This is a genomic window from Citrobacter sp. RHBSTW-01013 (genome assembly GCF_013781985.1).
Taxonomy (GTDB): Bacteria; Pseudomonadota; Gammaproteobacteria; order Enterobacterales; family Enterobacteriaceae; genus Citrobacter; species Citrobacter braakii.
This window is the reverse complement of sequence record NZ_CP056185.1, coordinates 4611967-4633703: the sequence shown is the minus strand read 5'-3', so window position 1 is coordinate 4633703 and position 21737 is coordinate 4611967. Positions and strand designations below refer to the sequence as shown.

Annotated in this window: 17 protein-coding genes and 3 tRNA genes; 12 read left to right on the top strand and 8 right to left on the bottom strand. The window is 53.4% G+C overall.

Features of this window, described 5'->3' with window-relative positions; translation table 11 throughout:
* Nucleotides 1-115: 115 nt before the first annotated feature.
* Nucleotides 116-988, top strand: a complete 873-nt coding sequence (gene ampR, locus HV350_RS22175; protein ID WP_181629333.1) for a LysR family transcriptional regulator AmpR — start codon at nucleotides 116-118, stop codon at nucleotides 986-988.
* Between the two features lie 44 nt (nucleotides 989-1032).
* Here the strand turns inward: ampR and frdD are convergent, their stop codons facing one another.
* Genes frdD through frdA form a run of 4 tightly spaced genes read right to left on the bottom strand, consistent with a single transcriptional unit; the run spans nucleotide 1033 to nucleotide 4323 of the window.
* Nucleotides 1033-1389 carry a fumarate reductase subunit FrdD gene (gene frdD, locus HV350_RS22170; RefSeq protein WP_003025535.1) on the bottom strand — a complete coding sequence of 119 codons (357 nt, stop codon included), beginning with the start codon at nucleotides 1387-1389 and terminating at the stop codon, nucleotides 1033-1035.
* A 10-nt stretch (nucleotides 1390-1399) separates the two neighbouring features.
* On the bottom strand, nucleotides 1400-1795 hold the full coding sequence (frdC, locus tag HV350_RS22165) for a fumarate reductase subunit FrdC (protein WP_016151401.1): 396 nt from the start codon (nucleotides 1793-1795) through the stop codon (nucleotides 1400-1402).
* 10 nt (nucleotides 1796-1805) lie between these two features.
* Nucleotides 1806-2540, bottom strand: a complete 735-nt coding sequence (frdB, locus tag HV350_RS22160; protein ID WP_006686291.1) for a fumarate reductase iron-sulfur protein — start codon at nucleotides 2538-2540, stop codon at nucleotides 1806-1808.
* Complete coding sequence (gene frdA / locus HV350_RS22155; RefSeq protein WP_016151402.1) at nucleotides 2533-4323, bottom strand: fumarate reductase (quinol) flavoprotein subunit; 1791 nt, start codon at nucleotides 4321-4323, stop codon at nucleotides 2533-2535. Before frdA ends, frdB begins: the two co-directional genes overlap by 8 nt.
* A gap of 324 nt (nucleotides 4324-4647) precedes the next feature.
* On the opposite strand from frdA, the gene epmA reads away from it, so the two are divergent.
* Both epmA and yjeM read left to right on the top strand, forming a co-directional pair.
* A complete protein-coding gene (gene epmA, locus HV350_RS22150; protein ID WP_181629331.1) occupies nucleotides 4648-5625 on the top strand; it encodes an elongation factor P--(R)-beta-lysine ligase in 978 nt (325 codons plus the stop codon).
* 214 nt (nucleotides 5626-5839) lie between these two features.
* Nucleotides 5840-7342, top strand: coding sequence for a glutamate/gamma-aminobutyrate family transporter YjeM (gene yjeM, locus HV350_RS22145; RefSeq protein ID WP_181629330.1), 1503 nt, complete (start codon nucleotides 5840-5842; stop codon nucleotides 7340-7342).
* Between the two features lie 80 nt (nucleotides 7343-7422).
* Here yjeM and mscM read toward each other — a convergent pair whose 3' ends face one another.
* The 3 genes from mscM to rsgA form a co-directional block, all read right to left on the bottom strand.
* Entirely contained in the window at nucleotides 7423-10737 is a 3315-nt protein-coding gene (mscM, locus tag HV350_RS22140; RefSeq protein WP_181629328.1) for a miniconductance mechanosensitive channel MscM, read from the bottom strand.
* Between the two features lie 17 nt (nucleotides 10738-10754).
* Nucleotides 10755-11723, bottom strand: coding sequence for an archaetidylserine decarboxylase (gene asd / locus HV350_RS22135; protein ID WP_016155504.1), 969 nt, complete (start codon nucleotides 11721-11723; stop codon nucleotides 10755-10757).
* Nucleotides 11724-11815: 92 nt separating this feature from the next.
* A complete protein-coding gene (gene rsgA, locus HV350_RS22130; protein WP_019078196.1) occupies nucleotides 11816-12868 on the bottom strand; it encodes a small ribosomal subunit biogenesis GTPase RsgA in 1053 nt (350 codons plus the stop codon).
* A 105-nt stretch (nucleotides 12869-12973) separates the two neighbouring features.
* On the opposite strand from rsgA, the gene orn reads away from it, so the two are divergent.
* The 4 genes from orn (at nucleotide 12974) to HV350_RS22110 (ending at nucleotide 14186) form a co-directional block, all read left to right on the top strand.
* Nucleotides 12974-13519 carry an oligoribonuclease gene (gene orn / locus HV350_RS22125; RefSeq protein ID WP_016151407.1) on the top strand — a complete coding sequence of 182 codons (546 nt, stop codon included), beginning with the start codon at nucleotides 12974-12976 and terminating at the stop codon, nucleotides 13517-13519.
* 240 nt (nucleotides 13520-13759) lie between these two features.
* Nucleotides 13760-13835: transfer RNA gene (locus tag HV350_RS22120), tRNA-Gly, on the top strand.
* A gap of 156 nt (nucleotides 13836-13991) precedes the next feature.
* Nucleotides 13992-14067 (top strand) — tRNA-Gly (locus tag HV350_RS22115).
* Between the two features lie 43 nt (nucleotides 14068-14110).
* A tRNA-Gly gene (locus HV350_RS22110) sits at nucleotides 14111-14186 on the top strand.
* A gap of 269 nt (nucleotides 14187-14455) precedes the next feature.
* Here the strand turns inward: HV350_RS22110 and queG are convergent.
* Nucleotides 14456-15595 carry a tRNA epoxyqueuosine(34) reductase QueG gene (gene queG / locus HV350_RS22105; protein WP_181629326.1) on the bottom strand — a complete coding sequence of 380 codons (1140 nt, stop codon included), beginning with the start codon at nucleotides 15593-15595 and terminating at the stop codon, nucleotides 14456-14458.
* Between queG and nnr the strand changes: the two genes are divergently transcribed.
* From nnr to miaA, 5 genes are read left to right on the top strand one after another with little or no spacing between them, the layout of a single operon-like run.
* A complete protein-coding gene (gene nnr / locus HV350_RS22100) occupies nucleotides 15594-17141 on the top strand; it encodes a bifunctional ADP-dependent NAD(P)H-hydrate dehydratase/NAD(P)H-hydrate epimerase (RefSeq protein ID WP_181629325.1) in 1548 nt (515 codons plus the stop codon). The genes queG and nnr overlap by 2 nt on opposite strands.
* The gene (gene tsaE, locus HV350_RS22095; RefSeq protein ID WP_016151410.1) at nucleotides 17113-17574 is read left to right on the top strand and encodes a tRNA (adenosine(37)-N6)-threonylcarbamoyltransferase complex ATPase subunit type 1 TsaE; all 462 of its coding nucleotides are present in this window, start codon (nucleotides 17113-17115) and stop codon (nucleotides 17572-17574) included. Before nnr ends, tsaE begins: the two co-directional genes overlap by 29 nt.
* Nucleotides 17575-17590: 16 nt before the next feature.
* A complete protein-coding gene (gene amiB / locus HV350_RS22090; RefSeq protein ID WP_065554875.1) occupies nucleotides 17591-18922 on the top strand; it encodes an N-acetylmuramoyl-L-alanine amidase AmiB in 1332 nt (443 codons plus the stop codon).
* Nucleotides 18923-18931: 9 nt separating this feature from the next.
* Nucleotides 18932-20794 carry a DNA mismatch repair endonuclease MutL gene (gene mutL, locus HV350_RS22085; protein ID WP_153646569.1) on the top strand — a complete coding sequence of 621 codons (1863 nt, stop codon included), beginning with the start codon at nucleotides 18932-18934 and terminating at the stop codon, nucleotides 20792-20794.
* On the top strand, nucleotides 20787-21737 hold the full coding sequence (gene miaA, locus HV350_RS22080) for a tRNA (adenosine(37)-N6)-dimethylallyltransferase MiaA (RefSeq protein WP_181629323.1): 951 nt from the start codon (nucleotides 20787-20789) through the stop codon (nucleotides 21735-21737). The genes mutL and miaA overlap by 8 nt, the downstream gene beginning before the upstream one ends.

Sequence of the window (21737 nt, the reverse complement as noted above, 5' to 3'; positions counted from 1 at the left end):
TTAAAAGCGAAAGGGTGTCCGGGCCCGTCAGACGTAATCAGTGTGTTTGATTTGCACCGTGTTGACAAACGGTTAAATTTAGCAGCAGATATAAGTTTTTCTAACAGGCCAGATAATGACGCGTAGCTATATCCCCCTTAACTCGCTGCGGGCTTTTGAAGCAGCGGCCAGACATCTCAGCTTTACCCGCGCTGCGATTGAGCTCAACGTGACGCATTCTGCAATAAGCCAGCATGTGAAAGCGCTGGAGCAACAGCTGAATTGTCAGCTTTTTGTGCGTGGTTCTCGAGGGTTAATGTTGACGACTGAAGGGGAAAGTCTGTTACCTGTACTTAATGACTCTTTCGATCGTATGGCGGGGATGCTGGATCGTTTTGCCACTAAACAGACTCAGGAAAAACTAAAAATTGGCGTGGTGGGGACCTTTGCGGTCGGCTGTCTTTTCCCTCTGTTGAGCGACTTTAAGCGCCACTATCCGCATATTGATTTGCATATTTCCACCCACAATAACCGTGTAGATCCCGCCGCCGAAGGGCTGGATTATACTATTCGCTACGGAGGAGGAGCCTGGCACGATACCGATGCGCAATATTTGTGTACCGCGCTGATGTCTCCGCTGTGTTCACCGACATTGGCCTCGCAGATTAAAGCACCTGTGGACATCCTGAAATTTCCGTTATTACGATCGTATCGGCGTGATGAATGGACGCTTTGGATGCAGGCCGCCGGAGAAGCGCCTCCGTCACCGACGCACAACGTGGTGGTGTTTGACTCGTCCGTCTCAATGCTGGAAGCCGCGCAGGCGGGGATTGGTGTGGCAATTGCACCGGTAAGAATGTTCACGCATTTGCTCAGTAGTGAACGTATCGTGCAGCCTTTTTTAACGCAGATTGATCTGGGGAGTTACTGGATAACGCGTTTACAATCTCGTCCGGAGACGTCCGCGATGCGTGAGTTTTCCCGCTGGTTGACCGGGATGCTGCACTAATAAAAAGGCCCGCCATTGGCGGGCCTGATAATTAACGCATGCGATTAGATGGTCAGGATCCCAATAGCCGTTACAACGGTCAGGATAGCTGCCAGTCCGTAGAATACCCATTTGCCCGCAGGCACGTGGATTTTCAGGTCATGCATCGCGTGGTGCATACGGTGTAAACCGCACCACAGCGGCAGAACGATCATCAGGAACAGAAACGCACGTCCGATGAAGCTCTGAGCGAATGCCAGTACGCGTTCATAGCTGAAAGCATCAGGAACAAAGCCCAGCGGCAGCATAATGCCGACCAGCAGGATCATCACCGGCGCAATGATTGCGCTCCACATACCGCCTGCACCAAACAGGCCCCAGAATACGGGTTCGTCAGAGCGTTTTGGATTTGGATTAATCATTCCGGACTCCTTACCAGAACAGGGCAACAAACAGTATTACTACTGTCGCAACCACAGTAACTGCCCAGAGACCTTTGATGATCGGCTCTGGCCCCATTTTTTCGTCTTTTACAATGATGTTGGCAGCTTTTGGCGCCAGCTCAAACCAGGTTTTGGTATGCAGCAGCGCTGCTGCCAGGGCGATAATATTCAGGATCACCACCACCGGGTTTTGCAAAAAGGCGACAAAGCCCATCCAGGACTCTGCACCATGCTTGAGTGCAAACAGGCCGATAATCAGTTCAATGCTGAACCAGACTGCCGGAACCGCCGTGCCTTCGCGCAGCATGTAAAAACGATAAAATGGCAGCTTTTTCCACCAGGTGGACGTCATTGGTCGCACATAGGGTTTGCGTTTAGTCGTCATCGTGCACTCCTTAGCGTGGTTTCAGGGTAGCGATAAGAAAGTCTTTTGAACTTTCAACTTTACCCTGCTGAATGGCCGCAGCCGGATCGACGTGTTTCGGGCAGACTTCGGAGCAGTAGCCCACAAAAGTACAGGACCAGACGCCGTTCGGGCTGTTCAACTGAGCCATACGCTCCTTCTTACCGTGGTCGCGGCTATCTTCGTTGTAACGATGCGCCAGCGTAATCGCAGCCGGTCCAATGAACTCTGGGTTCAGGCCGAACTGCGGGCACGCGGCGTAGCACAGACCACAGTTGATGCAACCGGAGAACTGATGATACTTCGCCATCTGCGCCGGAGTCTGGGTGTTTGGACCCTGATCCGGTGTACGCGGGTTACCGATGATGTACGGTTTGATCGCTTCCAGGCTTTCGATAAAGTGCGTCATGTCGACGACCAGATCGCGCTCAATCGGGAAGTTGCCCAGCGCTTCAACCTTCATGCCGTTGGTGTAATCACGCAGGAAGGTTTTGCACGCCAGTTTAGGTACATTGTTGACCATCATGCCGCAGGAGCCGCAGATCGCCATACGGCAGGACCAGCGGTAGCTCAGGTCCGGTGCCAGGTTATCCTTGATGTAGCCCAACGCATCCAGCAGTGACGTGGTTTCATCATAAGGAACTTCGTAGAAAGCACTGTGCGGCGCGGTATCGGTTTCCGGGTTATAGCGCACCACCTCAACTTTCAGGTTTTTCATCTCAGCCATTCGCCTTCTCCTTCTTATCGGCTGCTTCCGCTTCGCCACCGTAAACACGTTTAGCCGGTGGCAGAGTGGTGATTTTCACGTCGCTGTATTCCAGGCGAGTCGTGCCGTCAGCATCGCGGAAGGCGAGGGTGTGTTTGAGGAAGTTCACATCGTCACGCTCGGTGCAGCCTTCATCCAGACGCTGATGCGCGCCGCGGGATTCTTTACGCGCCAGAGCAGAGTGCGCCATACATTCAGCAACGTTCAGACCGTGACCCAGTTCGATGGTGTACAGCAGGTCGGTGTTGAAGACGCTGGAGGTATCAGTGATACGTACGCGCTTGAAGCGTTCCTGCAGCTCCGCCAGTTTATCAACGGTTTTCTGCATGAGTTCCGGTGTACGGTAGATACCGCAACCTTCTTCCATGGACAGGCCCATTTCGTCACGGATCTTAGACCAGTTTTCGTTACCTTCCTGGTTAACCAGATCTTTCAGACGTTTTTCAACGCCAGCAACCTGCGCATCGAGCGCGGCACTGTTTGCAGCGCCAGCCGTTGCAGCACGTTCTGCAGCCTGTTCACCGGCCATACGACCGAAGACCACCAGTTCCGCCAGGGAGTTAGAACCCAGACGGTTAGCGCCATGCAGACCAACAGAGGAACATTCGCCCACAGCGAACAGACCTTTAATGCGGGTTTCACAGTGCTGATCGGTTTCGATACCGCCCATGGTGTAGTGCGCGGTAGGACGTACCGGGATCGGCTCTTTAACCGGATCGACACCCACGTAGGCTTTCGCCAGTTCACAGATGAACGGTAAACGTTCGAGCAGTTTTTTCTCGCCGAGGTGACGGAGGTCGAGGTGAACCACATCGCCACGCGGGGTGGAAATGGTGTTGCCTTTACGCCATTCGTGCCAGAAAGCCTGAGAAACTTTGTCGCGCGGACCGAGTTCCATGTATTTGTTTTTCGGTTCGCCCAGCGGGGTTTCCGGACCCATGCCGTAATCTTGCAGATAACGGTAGCCGTTTTTGTTGACCAGGATACCGCCTTCACCACGGCAGCCTTCGGTCATCAGGATACCAGAGCCTGGCAGACCCGTCGGATGATACTGAACGAATTCCATATCACGCAGCGGAACGCCGTGGCTCAGCGCCATGCCCATACCGTCGCCAGTTACGATGCCGCCGTTGGTGTTGTAACGGTAAACACGACCTGCGCCGCCCGTTGCCATCACAACAGCATTAGCACGGATCTGCATCAGCGTGCCTTCCATCATGTTCATGGCAACCAGGCCGCGAGCATGGCCATCATCAACCAGGATATCCAGAACGAAGTGTTCGTCAAAGCGCTGAATCTGCGGGAACTGCAAAGATGTTTGGAACAGCGTATGCAACATGTGGAAGCCGGTTTTATCCGCGGCAAACCAGGTACGCTCGATTTTCATACCGCCGAAGCGACGTACGTTGACGCTACCGTCTTCACGGCGGCTCCATGGGCAGCCCCATTGTTCCAGTTGCGTCATTTCAGTTGGGCAGTGGTGGACAAAGTAATCCACGACATCCTGCTCACACAGCCAGTCTCCGCCTGCTACCGTATCGTGAAAATGGTAGTCAAAGCTGTCATGATCCTGCGCGACAGCAGCAGAGCCGCCTTCGGCAGCAACGGTATGGCTGCGCATTGGGTACACTTTTGAGATCAGTGCGATTTTAGCGTTGGGATTTGCTTGTGCGGCAGCAATTGCAGCACGTAATCCCGCGCCACCGGCGCCTATAATGGCAAGATCGGCTTGAAAGGTTTGCACGACATTCCTCCAGATTGTTGTTATTTCATTCCTGCCTGAAATCAGATGCTTCATCGGCTTCAAACAGGTTATGAACGCGTTTCCACTGCTCCTTTATAGGTACAATAGTATAGTCTCAGGGATGTGCGGGAAATTTGACGTGTTCGATTTTTTTAGCGTGTCAAAGGGGGGAATTATCATTGAATTTGATTAATTTAATTACTAAACCACCCCATGTCGCTTTTTTTATCCAATTGCCAGTGTGGATTATTGGCGCGCGAAATTTGTCTCGTTAACGCGATACGAGTAGACTTCGTGCCCTTGTCTTAAATCGGAGAAACAACCATGAGCGAAACGGCAACCTGGCAGCCGAGCGCGTCCATCCCCAATCTGTTAAAACGTGCAGCAATTATAGCGGAGATTCGCCGCTTTTTTGCCGATCGTGGCGTGCTTGAGGTTGAGACCCCTTGTATGAGTCAGGCAACGGTAACGGACATCCATCTGTTCCCGTTCGAAACGCGTTTCGTCGGCCCTGGACACTCCCAGGGAATGAATCTCTATTTAATGACCAGCCCGGAATACCATATGAAGCGCCTGCTGGTGGCAGGATGCGGCCCGGTGTATCAACTGTGCCGCAGCTTCCGTAATGAAGAGATGGGGCGTCATCATAACCCTGAATTCACCATGCTCGAGTGGTATCGTCCGCACTACGATATGTATCGCCTGATGAATGAAGTGGATGATTTGCTCCAGCAGGTGCTGGACTGCTCACCTGCGGAAAGTCTCTCTTACCAGCAAGCCTTCCAGCGCCATCTGGAGATAGACCCGCTGTCTGCAGATAAAACCCAACTGCGGGAAGTGGCGGCGAAATTGGATCTCAGTAATATCGCCGATACCGAAGAAGACCGGGACACCTTACTGCAGTTGCTGTTTACGGTGGGCGTTGAGCCGCATATTGGCAAAGACAAACCGACGTTTGTGTATCATTTCCCGGCCAGCCAGGCATCACTGGCGCAAATCAGTACCGAAGATCACCGCGTGGCTGAACGTTTCGAGGTTTACTACAAAGGTATTGAGCTGGCGAATGGTTTCCATGAATTGACCGACGCGCGCGAACAGCAGCAGCGGTTTGAGCAGGATAACCGCAAACGTGCCGCACGTGGCTTGCCGCAGCAACCTATCGACACCAACCTGCTTGAAGCGTTAAAAGTGGGTATGCCGGATTGCTCTGGCGTGGCGCTGGGCGTTGACCGTCTGGTGATGCTGGCGCTGGGCGCAGAGAGCCTGGCCGAGGTTATCGCATTTACCGTCGATCGCGCGTAACGTACTCTCCTTCAATACAAAGTGGCGGTGAAATAGCCACTTTGTAGCATATTTTTTCATTTACCCTCTAATAGCCACAATTTACTCCTGGATATTTGATATCGTTCAGGTATCAATTCTGTGTTGATTTTTCTATCGCTGAACTCTGAAAAGAGGGCAGTGCCAACCGGTGAGTGGCGTTTGTTAAACGCTTGCCAGAGTAAGGGATGGTTTAATGACCCAAACAATAAAAAAGATGAGCCTAATAGGTCTCATCCTCATGATATTTACGTCTGTTTTCGGTTTTGCGAATAGCCCCTCCGCATTCTATTTAATGGGGTATAGCGCGATTCCGTGGTATATATTTTCTGCATTATTATTCTTTATCCCATTTGCTTTAATGATGGCGGAAATGGGGGCTGCCTATCGGAAAGAAGAGGGCGGAATCTATTCGTGGATGAATAATAGCGTTGGGCCACGCTATGCGTTTATCGGCACGTTTATGTGGTTTTCTTCCTATGTAATATGGATGGTAAGCACCGCAGCAAAAGTCTGGGTACCTTTTTCAACCTTCTTATTTGGCGCAGACATGACGCAGCACTGGCGTTTTGCGGGGCTTGAGCCTACGCAGGTCGTCGGGGTGCTCGCCGTCGGTTGGATGATTCTGGTAACCTGCGTGGCCTCCCGGGGTATTAATAAGATTGCTCGTATTACGGCTGTAGGCGGAATTGCCGTAATGTGTCTTAATTTAGTTCTGTTGTTAGTGAGTGTCGCTATTTTGTTATTAACTGGTGGTCACTTTGCGCAGGATATTAATTTCATCTCCTCACCTAATCCGGGATATCAGTCCGGTCTGGCCATGTTGTCATTTGTTGTGTTTGCCATTTTTGCATACGGCGGAATAGAAGCCGTGGGGGGATTAGTTGATAAAACAGAAAAGCCAGAAAAGAACTTTGCGAAAGGCATTGTCTTTGCCGCGATTGTCATTTCTGTAGGTTATTCACTGGCTATATTTTTATGGGGCGTTAGCACCAACTGGCAGCAAGTATTAAGCAATAGCTCGGTCAACCTCGGCAATATAACGTATATCCTGATGAAAAGCCTCGGGATGACGTTAGGTAACGCGCTGCATCTTTCTCCTGAAACCGCGATGGCGACGGGGGTGTGGTTCGCGCGTATCACCGGGCTTTCTATGTTTCTCGCTTATACCGGCGCTTTTTTCACGCTCAGCTATTCGCCACTGAAAGCGATTATTCAGGGAACGCCGAAGGCGCTGTGGCCAGCGCCGATGACCAAACTGAATGCCGTGGGGATGCCGACGACGGCAATGTGGTTGCAGTGCCTGCTGGTGAGCCTGTTTATCCTGCTGGTTTCGTTTGGCGGCGATACGGCTTCAGCGTTCTATAACAAACTGACGCTGATGGCGAACGTCTCGATGACGCTACCGTATCTGTTCCTCGCGCTGGCGTTTCCGTTCTTTAAAGCCCGTACGGGCCTGGAAAGACCGTTTGTTGTCTTTAAAACCCGAGCGGCGACGTTACTGGCCACATCGGTGGTTGTGCTGGTGGTGACGTTTGCCAATGTGTTCACCATCATCCAGCCGGTGATTGAAGCTGGGGACTGGAACAGCGCATTGTGGATGACCGGAGGCCCGATCTTCTTCTCGCTGTTGGCAATGGCGATTTATCAGAACTACAGCCGCCGCACGGCCAACGAGCCTGAGTGGGCGGTGGAGTAAACTTCCTGCTGAATCCGGTCTACAAAAATGATTCTTCGTAGGCCGGATTCGGCGAAGCTGCCATCCGGCATCATTGTTGTTTACAAACTCCCCGCCGGGCGACTGCTTCTGCCCGCAGAACTTAAGGTTCTTCCCGTTTGCTTACCGCCGAGGCTCTCCAGACGCATCTGGAACGGTGGGAACGGCATATCGATACCGTGCTCGCGGAAGCCAGCCAGAATCAGCTGGTGGATTTCGTGGCGCAGCGGCATGCGATGCCCCATCTCAGCGGCATAAATACGCAGTTCGAAGATTTGAATCCCTTGCTGCAGGTCAACCAGGAAGACTTCTGGCGCCGGGTTATCGATAACCAGCGAGCAGCGTTGTGCGGCAGTAAGCAGGATCTGCGTAACCTCCTCGCTGTTAGCCTCCGACGGTGCCGGGATGGTTAATACCACACGGGTGACCGAATCCGATAACGACCAGTTGATAAACTGCTCGGTGATAAAGGCTTTGTTGGGCACGATGATCTCTTTGCGGTCCCAGTCGCTGATGGTCGTGGCGCGGGTATTAATTTTCGTCACGCTACCGGTAAGATCGCGAATCGTCACTGTGTCGCCAATGCGGATTGGTTTTTCAAAGAGGATAATCAGGCCGGAAATAAAGTTGGCGAAGATCTCCTGCAAACCAAAGCCCAGACCGACACCGAGAGCCGCTACCAGCCATTGCAGTTTGGACCACTCAATACCAATCATTGAGAAGCCAACCAGACCGCCAATCAGCATCAGCAGGTACTTGGTGATGGTGGTGATGGCGTAACCGGTGCCGGGGGTTAAATCGAGATGTTGCAGCAGCGCCAGCTCCAGCAGCGCGGGCAGGTTGCGCACTAATTGGGTAGTGATGATAAACACCAGGATTGCGATAAGCACTGCACCCAGCGTTATCGGCTCTAAACTTTCCACACCCTGCACCGTGGAGGTGACATCCCACAACGAGATATTTTCCAGGAAGCCGAAAGCGGAATGAATTTCTGACCACAGCACAATGACCGAGAGCAGGGCGATAAGCATCAGGATAGAGCGCACCAGGCGCAGTGATTGCGCGCTGATAGCATCCAGATCCACTTCGCTTTCATCAACATCAATCGTGCCTTCAAGGCTGGTGGAATGCGCTGGTTCTTCTTCACCCCGTGCGCGCTGCGCCAGCATTTCGGCACGTCGATGCTTGGCGCGGTCAAACGCCAGCCGGCGGCGCTGGATCAGCATCCAGCGGCGGATAACGTGATACACCACCAGTAACAAGAACCAGATAGCTACGGACGTTTCCAGACGCGCCAATAAAGCTTGCGACGTGGCGAGATAGCCCACTGCCGCAGCGAGAATGGCAATCAGCGGTGCGCCCATCAGCATATTCCACAGCATGCTGTTGACCATGTTTTCGCTGTTGCCTTCTTTATCGAGGTACAGCGGTATCCCGGCGCGTTTCAGGCTCAGGGTTACGACCGCCAGCGCACCGCAAATCAGAATAAAGCACAGACGCCCCAGTGAGGCGGAGAATTCCCGGTCATTGAGATTATCAAACATAATCACCGCCATGATCAGCGGCACAATCAGCCCGATACTCATCAGGTAATAGTGCATGGCTTTCGCGACGCGGTTACGCGGCCAGCCAAAGTGGGCAATGAACAGACCGTTGGGGCGCGCAAAGGTGGCGCAAATCATTACTGCCCACAGCATGGGCACCGTGGCGGTAACGCCATCGCCGATAGCGACAGCTAATGGATAAGGCCAGGCTTCCTGCAATCCGTAACCGAGCGTTGCCCACAGCACCGGCAACGGAGAAGCGACGAGTATCGACCAGAACACCGTGCGTATCGTCAGCCAGAAGTGGTCCTGGGTGACTTTCCCGACCCGGGCAGATGAACGCTCCAGAAAACGGGTGAAGTGTTTGCGCGAAGAGAGGCTAAAGCCAACCAGCACCAATGCCGCGAAAAGCGGCAGCAGCGTTTCTTTGCTGGTCAGCATCATGATGCTGGCTTTGCCCAACTGATTAAACGTATCTAATGAGATCAGACGCCGCAGATCCTGGACGATGTCGACAGGCCAGGAGAGGGAGATGGGGCTAACGTCCGAGGTCCAGAACAGATAACGGTGCGTTGCTTCGTTGACCTCTTTTAGCGCATCTTCCAGTTGGCTATTAGAGACTTTGAGCTTGGTCAGCTCAAGGATCAGCGTATCGCCGCCCTGTAACAAAGAGTTCAGCAGCTCACGTTGGGTGCGTAACTGGGCGTTGAGAATGCTGCTCTGTTCAGCGGTCAGCGGTTGTCCATCGGCCTGATGAGTCTGACGCAACTGCGGCTGTTTGTTGAGGAGATCCTCATAGCGCATACGGTGCACGCGAAGCTGCGCCATTTCAGTATCCAACTGCTGAGGCTTGGGCATTTCCGGTAAACGGGATACCTGCGCGCGCAGCGCTTCTCCCAGCATATTTGAGACCCCAAGCCACTGAGACTGCTCTCGCAGCGTATTCAATGCCTGGCGCACCTGCAGCGTTTGGCTGGCGGCTTGACGCTGTTGCGAGGCTACCAGGTCCATACGTTGCGCCTGCTGGTTTAATGCCTGAGACAGTTCGCGGTTAACCTTGAACTGGTCGACAATACCTTCCGGCAGTCCCGCGCTGTTTTCCGCCAACAGTTCGGTGCTTTCCAGCGCTCGCTCTGCCTCACGCTGACGTTGACTGTTGAGCTGGTTGCGCAAAGCCTGCAGGTAAGTATCGAGCTGCTGGCTCTGTTTTTCCGCCAGCTCTGAGCGCATACGCGCCAGCTCCTGGCGGTTATTAGCGGAAAGCTGCGCCAGCTCCAGTTCATCGACCAGGGCTTTGAGTTTGGCGGATTCAGCCTGCATCGCCTGATTCTGCGCGGGATTAGAGTTGGCGGTACCAATACGTCGCTCAAGCTCATTTAGCTGGCGGCGGGCATCGGTTTGCTGTTGAGGAAGCTGGCTTAACGAGTCGGCGATTTCCCGGGCGCGATCCTGCTCCTGCTGGGCCTGACGACTCTTTTCCAACAGTTGGCTGCTGACCTGGAGGATCTCCTGGTTTAACGCATCGGTGGTGAGTCCGGTTGGCACATTGCGCGGTTCGTCGCGCAGGTTGCTAAGCTGCGCGCGTAATGTTGCGGACAGCTTGGGGAAGTTATCAATAACCTGCTGATATTGCTGGGCACGCTCGAGAGAACCTTTACGCTCCTCGAGGGCATTCAGCGCGGACTGGAGCGCCTCGACGGTTTCTGGCTGAGCAGGTTTCGCCGCTTTTGCCTGCTCCAGTTCCTGGGTGAGTTGTTTGGCATCGGGGGCCGTCGCAGCGTACGCCCCCAGGCTGAGGCACCAGGCCATCAGAAAAGTGATAATCAGGCGCACAGCAGCGATTCCTATGTTTAACTTTCGTCTTTTTTGTCGTCAACCAGCGGGCTGGCGTCGTGTTCTGCTTCGATCTCTTCTTTCGCAAGCGGGGCAGGTTCTGCCTCTGGCGTCACGAATGTCTCGGTCGAGATGGCCATTGGCTGGCCGATTTTGGTCACTGAAAGGTCCTGCAACTGCTCAACCAGGTTAACTTTGCCAGGCGCGAACAGGTTGATAACGGTGGAACCGAGCTTAAAGCGGCCCATTTCCTGACCTTTCAGCAGCGCTACCGACCCTTCGCTTTCGCCTTCCGGCCAGGTCCAGCGTTTGATGACGCCTTCACGCGGTGGGGTAATGGTGCCAGCCCATGCGGTTTCAATACTGCCGACGATGGTCGCGCCGACCAGAATCTGCACCATCGGGCCAAATTCGGTATCAAACAGACAGATTACGCGTTCGTTGCGTGCAAACAGGTTTGGAACGTTTTGCGCAGTCAGGATATTTACAGAGAAGAGATCGCCTGGCACGTACATCATTTCACGCAGGATACCGTTACACGGCATATGTACACGGTGGTAATCGCGTGGAGATAAGTAAGTGGTCACAAACGTACCGTTGCGGAATTTGTCCGCCATCTGGTAGTTGCCGGCCAGCAGTGCTTCAAGGGTATAGCTGTGCCCTTTGGCCTGCAGTAGTTTGTCTTCTTCGATGTTTCCTAACTGGTTAATCACGCCGTCAGCAGGCATGACCAGTACGTTTGGATCGGTGTTAATCGGGCGAACGTCGTCGCGCAGTGGGCGAACAAAGAAGTCGTTAAAGGTGCGATAGCTGGCGGTGTCCGGCTTTTGCGCCTCTTTCATATCGACCTTGTAATATTTCACGAACAGATCGATAACCAGTTTAGTCAGCCATCCTGCTCGTTTGCTCGCACCCCAACCCGCCAGGCGAGTGAGCCATAGTTTCGGCAGAATGTATTGTAGCGAAAGCTTAAATGAGTTTAACAAGGTAGCCTCCAGGCCATAATTTGTTCCCGATCCGGCATACGGGCCGGATCCTGAAAAAAGGGGGACGATTCTAGCGATGCTTAGCTTAGTTGTCAGTTGTCTGTATCAGAAAAGTTTTTACGTGTTTTTACCTGCGCCATGCTTTCCAGGATGCGGTGATAATTTTCAAACCGAGTTTCGGCTATTGCCCCTTTTTCTACGGCCTCACGGATAGCGCAGCCTGGATCGGTATCATGCTTGCAGTCGCGGTATTTGCAGTGGCCCAGGTAGTCATGGAATTCGACAAAACCATGTGTGATTTGTTCCGGCTCCAGATGCCACAACCCGAACTCACGTACGCCAGGGGAGTCGATAACGTCGCCACCGTGCGGGAAATGATACAGGCGAGAGGCAGTGGTGGTGTGCTGTCCAAGGCCGGAGTTGTCGGAGACATCGTTGGTCAGGATCTCTTCCTGCAGACCGAGAAGATTATTGAGCAGGCTAGATTTACCAACGCCCGACTGACCGGCAAAAATGCTGATGCGATCGGTTAATGCTTCTTCAAGCGGTTTCAGGCCGTCTTTCGTGCGGCTTGATACCATCAACACGCGATAGCCAATGTGGCGATAAATATCCATCTGTTCGTTAACAAAGGCCATGCCTTCGTCATCCAGCAGATCGATCTTATTCAATACGATAATTGGTTCAACGTGTAGCGTTTCACAGGCTACCAGATACCGGTCGATAATATTGAGTGACAGCTCGGGTAAGATGGCTGAGACAATAACGATCTGGTTGATGTTGGCGGCAATGGGTTTTACCCCGTCGTAAAAGTCGGGGCGTGTCAGTACCGAGGTACGCTCGTGTACCGCCTCAACGATGCCTTTGACATTCACGCCTTCTGCTGCTGCTTTTCCCGGGCGCCAGACAACGCGATCGCCGGTCACCAGCGAGCGAATTGTACGGCGGATGTTGCAGCGGTGAATCTCACCGTCAGCAGATTCCACGTCGGCATGCATGCCAAAACGGCTGATAACGATGCCTTCAGCGGTTTCGCCAAACAGGTTGTCGTCGTAGTCTGGCTTCTCCGTGGACGTTTTCAGACGACGCTGGTGATTGGCGTTCACACGGCGCTGTTGGCCTTTGGAGAGTTTATTCTTACTCAATCGGACTGACTCCTGGTCGCCCATAATGGGCAAAACATTTATGATACACGCAATTTTAGATGAATATAGTCACACTGAATGTGACGCTGAAGGGTGGAAAATAGCATGAGTGCCAATGAAAACAACCTGATTTGGATCGATCTGGAGATGACAGGTCTGGATCCCGAGCGCGATCGCATAATTGAGATAGCCACGCTGGTGACGGATGCCAACCTGAATATTCTGGCTGAAGGACCGACAATTGCGGTGCACCAGTCCGACGAACAGCTGGCATTAATGGATGACTGGAACGTACGTACGCATACCGGTAGTGGGCTAGTGGATCGCGTGAAGGCGAGCACCATGGGGGATCGTGAAGCTGAACTGGCTACGCTGGCTTTTTTGAAAGAGTGGGTTCCAGAAGGGAAATCACCTATCTGCGGCAACAGCATCGGTCAGGATCGTCGTTTCCTGTTTAAATACATGCCGGAGCTGGAGGCATATTTCCATTATCGCTATCTTGACGTCAGTACGCTGAAAGAACTGGCGCGTCGTTGGAAGCCGGAAATTCTTGCTGGCTTCACCAAGCAGGGAACGCATCAGGCGATGGACGATATTCGTGAATCTGTTGCTGAGCTTGCTTACTATCGCGAACATTTTATTAAGCTTTGATTTTGTGGATTGCCGGGCGGCGCTGTGGCTTACCCGGCCTACGAATATCGTTCCTGTGAGCTTGCACTGAGGCTGGATTGTCGCTAAATTAGACGACTTGCCGATAAATTCAGCACTTAAACAGAAAAACAAAAAAATCGCTTTTAGGGGGGTTGCAGCTAAACGGATTTCTCGTATAATGCGCCTCCCGTAACGACAGAGAATTACACGTTACGGCAGCAGCAAAAGCAGTACAAATTTGCGGGAATAGCTCAGTTGGTAGAGCACGACCTTGCCAAGGTCGGGGTCGCGAGTTCGAGTCTCGTTTCCCGCTCCAAAATTTGAAAGTGCTTGTAAAGCACAGACCACCAATCGCAGAATTTCGAATTGCGACAAGGCGGCAACTGAATGAGTCCTTAGAAGCTTACCGAAGTAAGTGACTTAGGCGAATGAAGGCAGCCAACGCAGTAGTGGTTCGAAAGACGAAGATTAAGCGGGAATAGCTCAGTTGGTAGAGCACGACCTTGCCAAGGTCGGGGTCGCGAGTTCGAGTCTCGTTTCCCGCTCCAAAATTTGAAAGTGCTTATGTCTACAAAGCACAGACACACCCAAGCGGGAATAGCTCAGTTGGTAGAGCACGACCTTGCCAAGGTCGGGGTCGCGAGTTCGAGTCTCGTTTCCCGCTCCAAATTCTTACCCCAATAAAAATATCCACAGCGAATAAATACGTTGGGGACGTTTTGTTTCGTCATTGACATACTCTTGTAAACAGACTTATCCACAGGTTCGGGTATTATTCCTGGAATGCAAAAAACTTAGTCGGGTGAATAGTATCATTTTAACTCTTTGAAAATATTGAATTAATTATCATTTCAAATTGTTAATGCGATCACTTGACGATTTTTTCCCTCTTGAATATCAATGTGTTTTTATTTTTATACACAAGCTGTGGATGACTTAAGCGTCACGCGGCAGACCCTTTTCAATGACCCTGACCAAACGTTGTTTCTTCGGTAACTGCACTTCAACTACGCAGGCATTTCGCTTCTCGATTTGCTGAGCAACCGCCCACTCTATGTGTTCGTCGAGAAGTGGGTGCTCACCTCGGCGACTTTCCAGCGCGTGAATAACGGCTTCATCCCATGGGGCATTACCCAGCGCAACGGCGATATTTCGCAGCCAGCGCAGGTGACCAATACGACGAATAGCAGACCCCTCCGTGACTTTTAAAAACCACGCTTCGCTCCAGCTAAACAGCTCTATTAACTCCGGAGCATGAAGCTGTTTGCGTGGGTTGAAGTCATCCTCTGTCGTCAACTGAGAGTAACGGTTCCACGGGCAAATGAGTTGGCAATCATCGCAGCCGTAAATTCGATTCCCCAACAGAGGACGAAATTCTTCCGGGATCGGGCCTTCCAGTTCGATAGTGAGATAAGAGATACAGCGGCGCGCATCTACCGTGTAGGGTTCAACGATGGCCCCGGTGGGACAGATGGTCATACAGGCGACGCATTTCCCGCATCCTTCTTCTACTGGGTTGTCGACCGGCAGGGGCAAATCGATCAGTAATTCCCCGAGGAAGAAAAATGAACCAGCTTCGCGATTGAGGATAAGTGAGTGCTTACCTGTCCAGCCAAGCCCGGCTTTTTCCGCTAATGGACGCTCAAGAATGGGCGCAGAATCGACAAAAGGTCTAAAATTCAGCGAAACGCAGTGCTGTTGAATTCTCTCTCCCAGCTTTTTTAAGCGGTTACGCAGCAGTTTATGGTAGTCGCGCCCAAGCGCGTAACGGCTGACGTAACCCAGAGAGGGGTTTTTCAACGTGCTGGCAAAGGCCGCATTGGCAGGAAGATAGTTCATACGTACGCTGATGACACGTAACGTACCGGGTAATAATTCGTGAGGTCGGGCGCGCATCATGCCGTGACGGGCCATCCAGTCCATCTCGCCGTGATAGTGTTTATCCAGCCAGGCCTGCAGTTTGGGCTCCGCTTCGCTGAGGTCGGTATCGGCAATACCGACCTGCTGAAAGCCAAGCTCCAGCCCCCACTGTTTAATATTTTGCGCTAACTGATTGAGATCGAGGGGCTCTGACATGACGGACCATACAATGAAGAAAAACCCCGCAAGTATACCACACTCCATTTGGCACGCCGATGACATCAGGCGGATGGAGCGAGAGGCGGCAGACAGTTTAGGACTGACGTTGTACGAGCTGATGCAACGGGCGGGAGAGGCGGCGTTTCAGGTCACCCGCGAGACATATCCAAACGCTCAGCACTGGCTGGTGCTATGTGGTCATGGCAACAACGGTGGTGATGGTTACGTGGTGGCAAGGCTTGCCAAAGCTCAGGGGCTTGATATTACGTTGCTGGCGCAGGAGAGTGATAAAGCGCTCCCTGAGGAAGCACAGCAGGCGCGCGACGCCTGGCTTAACGCCGGTGGCGTCATTCATGCTGCGGATATCAATTGGCCAGATCGCGTGGACATCATTATTGATGCGCTGTCAGGCACGGGCTTAAAACACGCGCCGCGTGAGCCTCTCTCGGCATTGATCGAACGTGCCAATCACCATCCTGCCCCTGTCGTGGCGATAGACATTCCATCCGGCTTGCTGGCGCAGACGGGCGCGGCGCCGGGCGCGGTTATCAATGCTGCGCACACCGTGACCTTTATTGCGTTAAAGCCTGGTCTGCTAACCGGTAAAGCGCGCGATGTCACCGGACGCCTGCATGTTAACGCACTCGGACTGGACGACTGGCTGGCGGGGCAGAACGCGCCGCTGCAACGGTTTGATGCTCAACAGCTTGTAAACTGGTTAACGCCGCGTCGACCCACCTCGCACAAAGGCTCCCACGGTCGGCTGGTGATCATCGGTGGTGACCACGGCACGGCTGGCGCAATACGCATGGCCGGTGAAGCGGCGCTGCGTGCAGGAGCCGGGTTGGTCAAAGTGCTGACCCGAAGTGAAAATATTGCGCCTATTCTGACTGCCAGACCGGAACTGATGGTCGATGCGCTGACGCCGCAGACTCTGGAAGAGAGCCTGGCGTGGGCGGATGTTGTGGTGATAGGACCAGGGCTTGGTCAGCAGGAGTGGGGTAAAAAAGCGCTGCAAAAGGTAGAGAATTTTCGCAAACCGATGCTCTGGGATGCGGATGCGCTGAACCTGCTGGCAATCAACCCCGATAAACGTCACAATCGCGTGATCACGCCGCATCCTGGCGAAGCCGCGCGACTTCTGGGCTGTTCCATTGCAGAAATTGAAGACGATCGCTTACTTTGTGCACAACGTCTGGTAAAACGGTACGGAGGCGTAGTCGTGCTGAAAGGCGCGGGTACGGTTGTTGCTGCCGAACAGGCCGAATTGGGTATTATTGATACCGGCAATGCTGGAATGGCCAGCGGCGGAATGGGTGATGTGCTTTCCGGTATTATTGGCGCATTGCTCGGACAGAAGCTTACCCCGTATGATGCGGCATGTGCGGGATGTGTCGCGCACGGTGCGGCGGCGGATGTGCTGGCGGCGCGTTTTGGTACGCGCGGCATGCTGGCAACAGATCTCTTTACCACGCTACAGCGTATTGTTAACCCTGATGTGATTGACGTTTATCATGATGAATCGAGTAATTCCACTACCTGATGAGCAGGCGACTTTAGACCTGGGACTGCGGGTAGCCAAAGCCTGTGATGGCGCGACGGTAATTTATTTGTACGGCGACCTGGGGGCGGGTAAAACCACTTTCAGCCGGGGATTCCTGCAGGCGTTAGGTCACAAAGGAAATGTAAAAAGCCCCACCTATACGCTGGTTGAACCCTATTCGCTCGATAATTTGATGGTATATCACTTCGATCTGTACCGACTTGCGGACCCAGAGGAGCTGGAGTTTATGGGGATCCGCGATTATTTTGCCAATGACGCCATCTGCCTGGTGGAATGGCCGCAACAAGGTAAAGGTGTACTGCCAGACCCGGACGTCGAAATACACATTGAATATCAGGCGCAAGGTCGAGAGGCGCGCATAAGCGCAGTCTCCTCATCGGGTGATTTATTGCTGGCGCGTTTAGCCGATTAACCTTAAGGGTGGCGGGATGATTTATCGCATCAGAAACTGGCTGATGGCAACACTGGTCCTGCTGTGCGCGCAGGCAGGGGCCGCCAGCCTCTCCGATCTTCAGGTGTCCAATGGCGATCAACAAGCGCGGATTACGCTGAGCTTTATTGGCGATCCTGAATACGCAGTTTCGCAGGACGGGAAACGAACCGTCGCGTTGGATATTAAACAAACCGGTGTGATTCAGGGGTTACCGCTGCTGTTTAGCGGCAATAATCTGGTGAAATCTATCCGTTCCGGCACGCCAAAAGATGCGCAGTCTCTGCGCCTGGTGGTGGATTTAACCGAGAACGGCAAAGCCGAAGCCGTAAAACGCCAGAACGGCGGCAATTATACCGTCGTGTTTACCATCAAAGCTGATGCGCCACCGCCGCCTCCACCACCTCCAGTGGTTGCGAAGCGTGTTGAAGCGCCGGTTATCGCCCCGCGCCCTGCCGAGCCTGCGCGTAATCCGTTTAAAGCGGAAAACGATCGCACCACGATGGTAACCAACAGTAATACCTCCACACGACCTGCGGCGCGCGCCAGTACCAGTAACGGCGAAAAAGTAGTTATCGCCATTGATGCCGGACACGGCGGGCAGGATCCTGGCGCTATTGGTCCCGGTGGCACACGTGAGAAAAACGTCACGATTGCCGTGGCGCGCAAACTGCGCAGTTTGCTCAATGATGACCCGATGTTTAAAGGCGTACTCACCCGTGATGGCGATTACTTTATCTCGGTGATGGGGCGTTCAGACGTTGCGCGTAAACAAAACGCCAACTTCCTGGTCTCTATTCATGCGGATGCTGCGCCAAACCGGGATGCCACTGGTGCTTCCGTCTGGGTACTGTCAAACCGTCGGGCAAACAGTGAAATGGCCGGCTGGCTGGAACAGCACGAAAAGCAATCGGAACTGTTGGGTGGGGCGGGCGATGTGCTGGCAAACAGCCAGTCCGATCCTTATCTCAGCCAGGCCGTGTTGGATCTGCAGTTCGGTCATTCGCAACGCGTTGGGTATGATGTAGCGACCAGCATGATCGGCCAGTTAGAACGTATTGGCTCGATGCATAAGCGTCGTCCGGAACACGCCAGCCTTGGGGTATTACGTTCGCCTGATATCCCGTCAGTGCTGGTTGAAACCGGCTTTATCAGTAACAACAGCGAAGAGCGTCTGTTGGCGAGTGATGACTACCAGCAGCAGTTGGCCGAGGCAATTTACAAAGGATTGCGTAACTATTTCCAGGCGCACCCGATGCAAACCGGGCCTCAGGGCACACAGGCGCAAACCGCCAGTGCGGTATCGCCTGGTAACACGTTAACAAATTAAGGATTAGCCATGCCGATTCAGGTTCTACCGCCACAGCTGGCGAACCAGATTGCCGCAGGCGAGGTGGTAGAACGGCCTGCGTCAGTGGTGAAGGAGCTGGTGGAAAACAGTATCGATGCCGGTGCGACGCGCATTGATATTGATATTGAGCGCGGCGGCGCGAAGCTTATCCGTATTCGTGACAACGGCTGCGGGATTAAAAAAGACGAGCTGGCGCTGGCGCTGGCACGTCATGCCACCAGTAAAATTTCCTCGCTTGACGATCTCGAAGCCATCGTGAGCCTCGGGTTTCGCGGCGAAGCGCTGGCCAGTATCAGCTCCGTTTCTCGTTTAACCCTGACGTCGCGTACGCAAGAACAACCTGAAGCCTGGCAAGCCTATGCCGAAGGGCGCGACATGGATGTGACGGTTAAACCCGCTGCGCATCCGGTGGGAACCACGCTGGAGGTGTTAGATCTGTTCTACAACACCCCGGCGCGGCGCAAGTTTATGCGCACCGAGAAAACGGAATTTAATCATATCGACGAAATAATCCGCCGTATTGCGCTGGCACGTTTTGATGTGACGATTAATTTGTCGCACAACGGCAAAGTGGTGCGTCAGTACCGGGCAGTGGCCGCGGATGGGCAGCAGGAGCGCCGACTGGGCGCGATTTGCGGCACGCCGTTTCTGGAACATGCGCTGGCGATTGAATGGCAGCATGGCGATTTAACGCTGCGCGGCTGGGTGGCCGATCCGAACCACACAACGGCGGCGCTGGCGGAAATCCAGTACTGCTATGTGAATGGCCGGATGATGCGAGATCGGTTGATCAACCATGCTATTCGTCAGGCCTGTGAAGATAAGCTGGGAGCCGATCAGCAGCCCGCTTTTGTGTTGTATCTGGAAATCGACCCGCATCAGGTGGATGTTAACGTACATCCCGCCAAACATGAGGTCCGTTTTCATCAGTCCCGCCTGGTGCATGATTTTATTTACCAGGGCGTGTTGAGCGTCCTGCAACAGCAGCTTGAAACGCCGCTGCCGTTGGCTGATGACGACGAGCCCGCGCCAAGGCACATCCCAGAAAACCGCGTCGCGGCCGGGCGTAACCATTTTGCCGAACCGGCCCCGGCGCGTGAACCTGCGACACCGCGTTACTCAGCATCTGCTGGCGCTGGCAGTAGTGGTGGCCGTCAGACGGGGGCCAGTTGGCCTCATGCCCAGCCTGGATATCAAAAGCAGCAGGGTGAGATTTATCAGCAACTACTACAGACGCCGGTTCCGCCGCGTAAAACGCCGGTTTCTGAAATGCCATCAGCACCTCTGACCGGCAACAGCCAGGGCTTTGGGCGGGTGCTAACCATTGTCGGTACGGACTGCGCATTACTCGAATGCGATGGTCATATTCGGTTGCTGGCATTGCCGGTGGCGGAACGTTGGCTACGTCAGGCGCAGTTAACGCCGGACCAGGGCGTCGTATGCGCTCAGCCGTTACTGATCCCTTTACGTCTAAAAGTGACCGCTGATGAAAAAGCGGCGCTGCAAAAAGGGCAGAGCCAACTGGCTGAGTTGGGTATTGAATTTCAACTGGATGCGCAGCATGTGACCATCCGGGCGGTGCCTTTACCCTTACGCCAACAAAATTTACAAATCTTGATTCCTGAACTGATAGGCTACCTGGCGCAGCAGTCCGAATTCGAACCGGGCAATATTGCACAGTGGATTGCACGTAATCTGATTAGCGAGCATCCGCAGTGGAGCATGGCTCAGGCGATTACGCTGTTAGCGGATGTTGAGCGGCTTTGCCCACAACTCGTGAAGGCGCCGCCGGGTGGTTTGTTACAACCTGTTGATTTACATTCGGTAATGAATGCCCTGAAACATGAGTGATACCCGTAAGGCGAGCCTGCCAAAGGCGATTTTTTTGATGGGGCCGACGGCCTCCGGTAAAACGGCACTGGCAATTGAATTGCGTAAAGTTTTGCCTGTAGAGTTGATAAGCGTTGATTCCGCCCTTATTTACAAGGGGATGGATATCGGTACAGCGAAGCCTGATGCAGATGAATTACAGGCCGCGCCGCACCGGTTGCTGGATATCCGCGATCCGTCCCAGGCGTACTCTGCTGCGGATTTTCGCCGCGATGCGTTAGCCGAGATGGCCGATATCACCGCCGCGGGGCATATTCCGCTGCTGGTGGGCGGCACAATGTTATATTTCAAAGCCTTGCTTGAAGGGCTGTCGCCGTTACCGTCGGCAGATCCGAAAGTCAGGGCCAGAATTGAGCAGCAGGCGGCAGAGCATGGGTGGGACGCGTTACACCGACAGCTTCAGGAAATAGATCCGGTGGCTGCGGCGCGTATTCATCCAAATGATCCGCAAAGACTTTCCCGGGCACTGGAAGTTTTTTTCATTTCGGGTAAAACTTTAACGGAGCTGACGCAAACGTCAGGAGATGCTTTGCCGTATCAGGTGCATCAGTTTGCTATCGCCCCGGCGAGCCGTGAACTGCTCCATCAGCGAATTGAGCAGCGTTTTCATCAGATGTTGGCTTCAGGTTTTGAAGCAGAAGTCCGGGCGCTATTTGCCCGTGGAGATTTGCATACGGATTTGCCTTCCATTCGTTGTGTAGGGTATCGCCAGATGTGGTCATACATTGAAGGCGAAATTTCATACGATGAAATGGTTTATAGAGGTGTTTGCGCCACGAGGCAGTTGGCGAAGCGACAGGTAACCTGGTTGCGTGGTTGGGAAGGGGTGCACTGGCTTGACAGTGAAAAGCCTGACCAGGCGCGAAACGAAGTATTACAGGTTGTTGGTGCTATCGCGAACTGA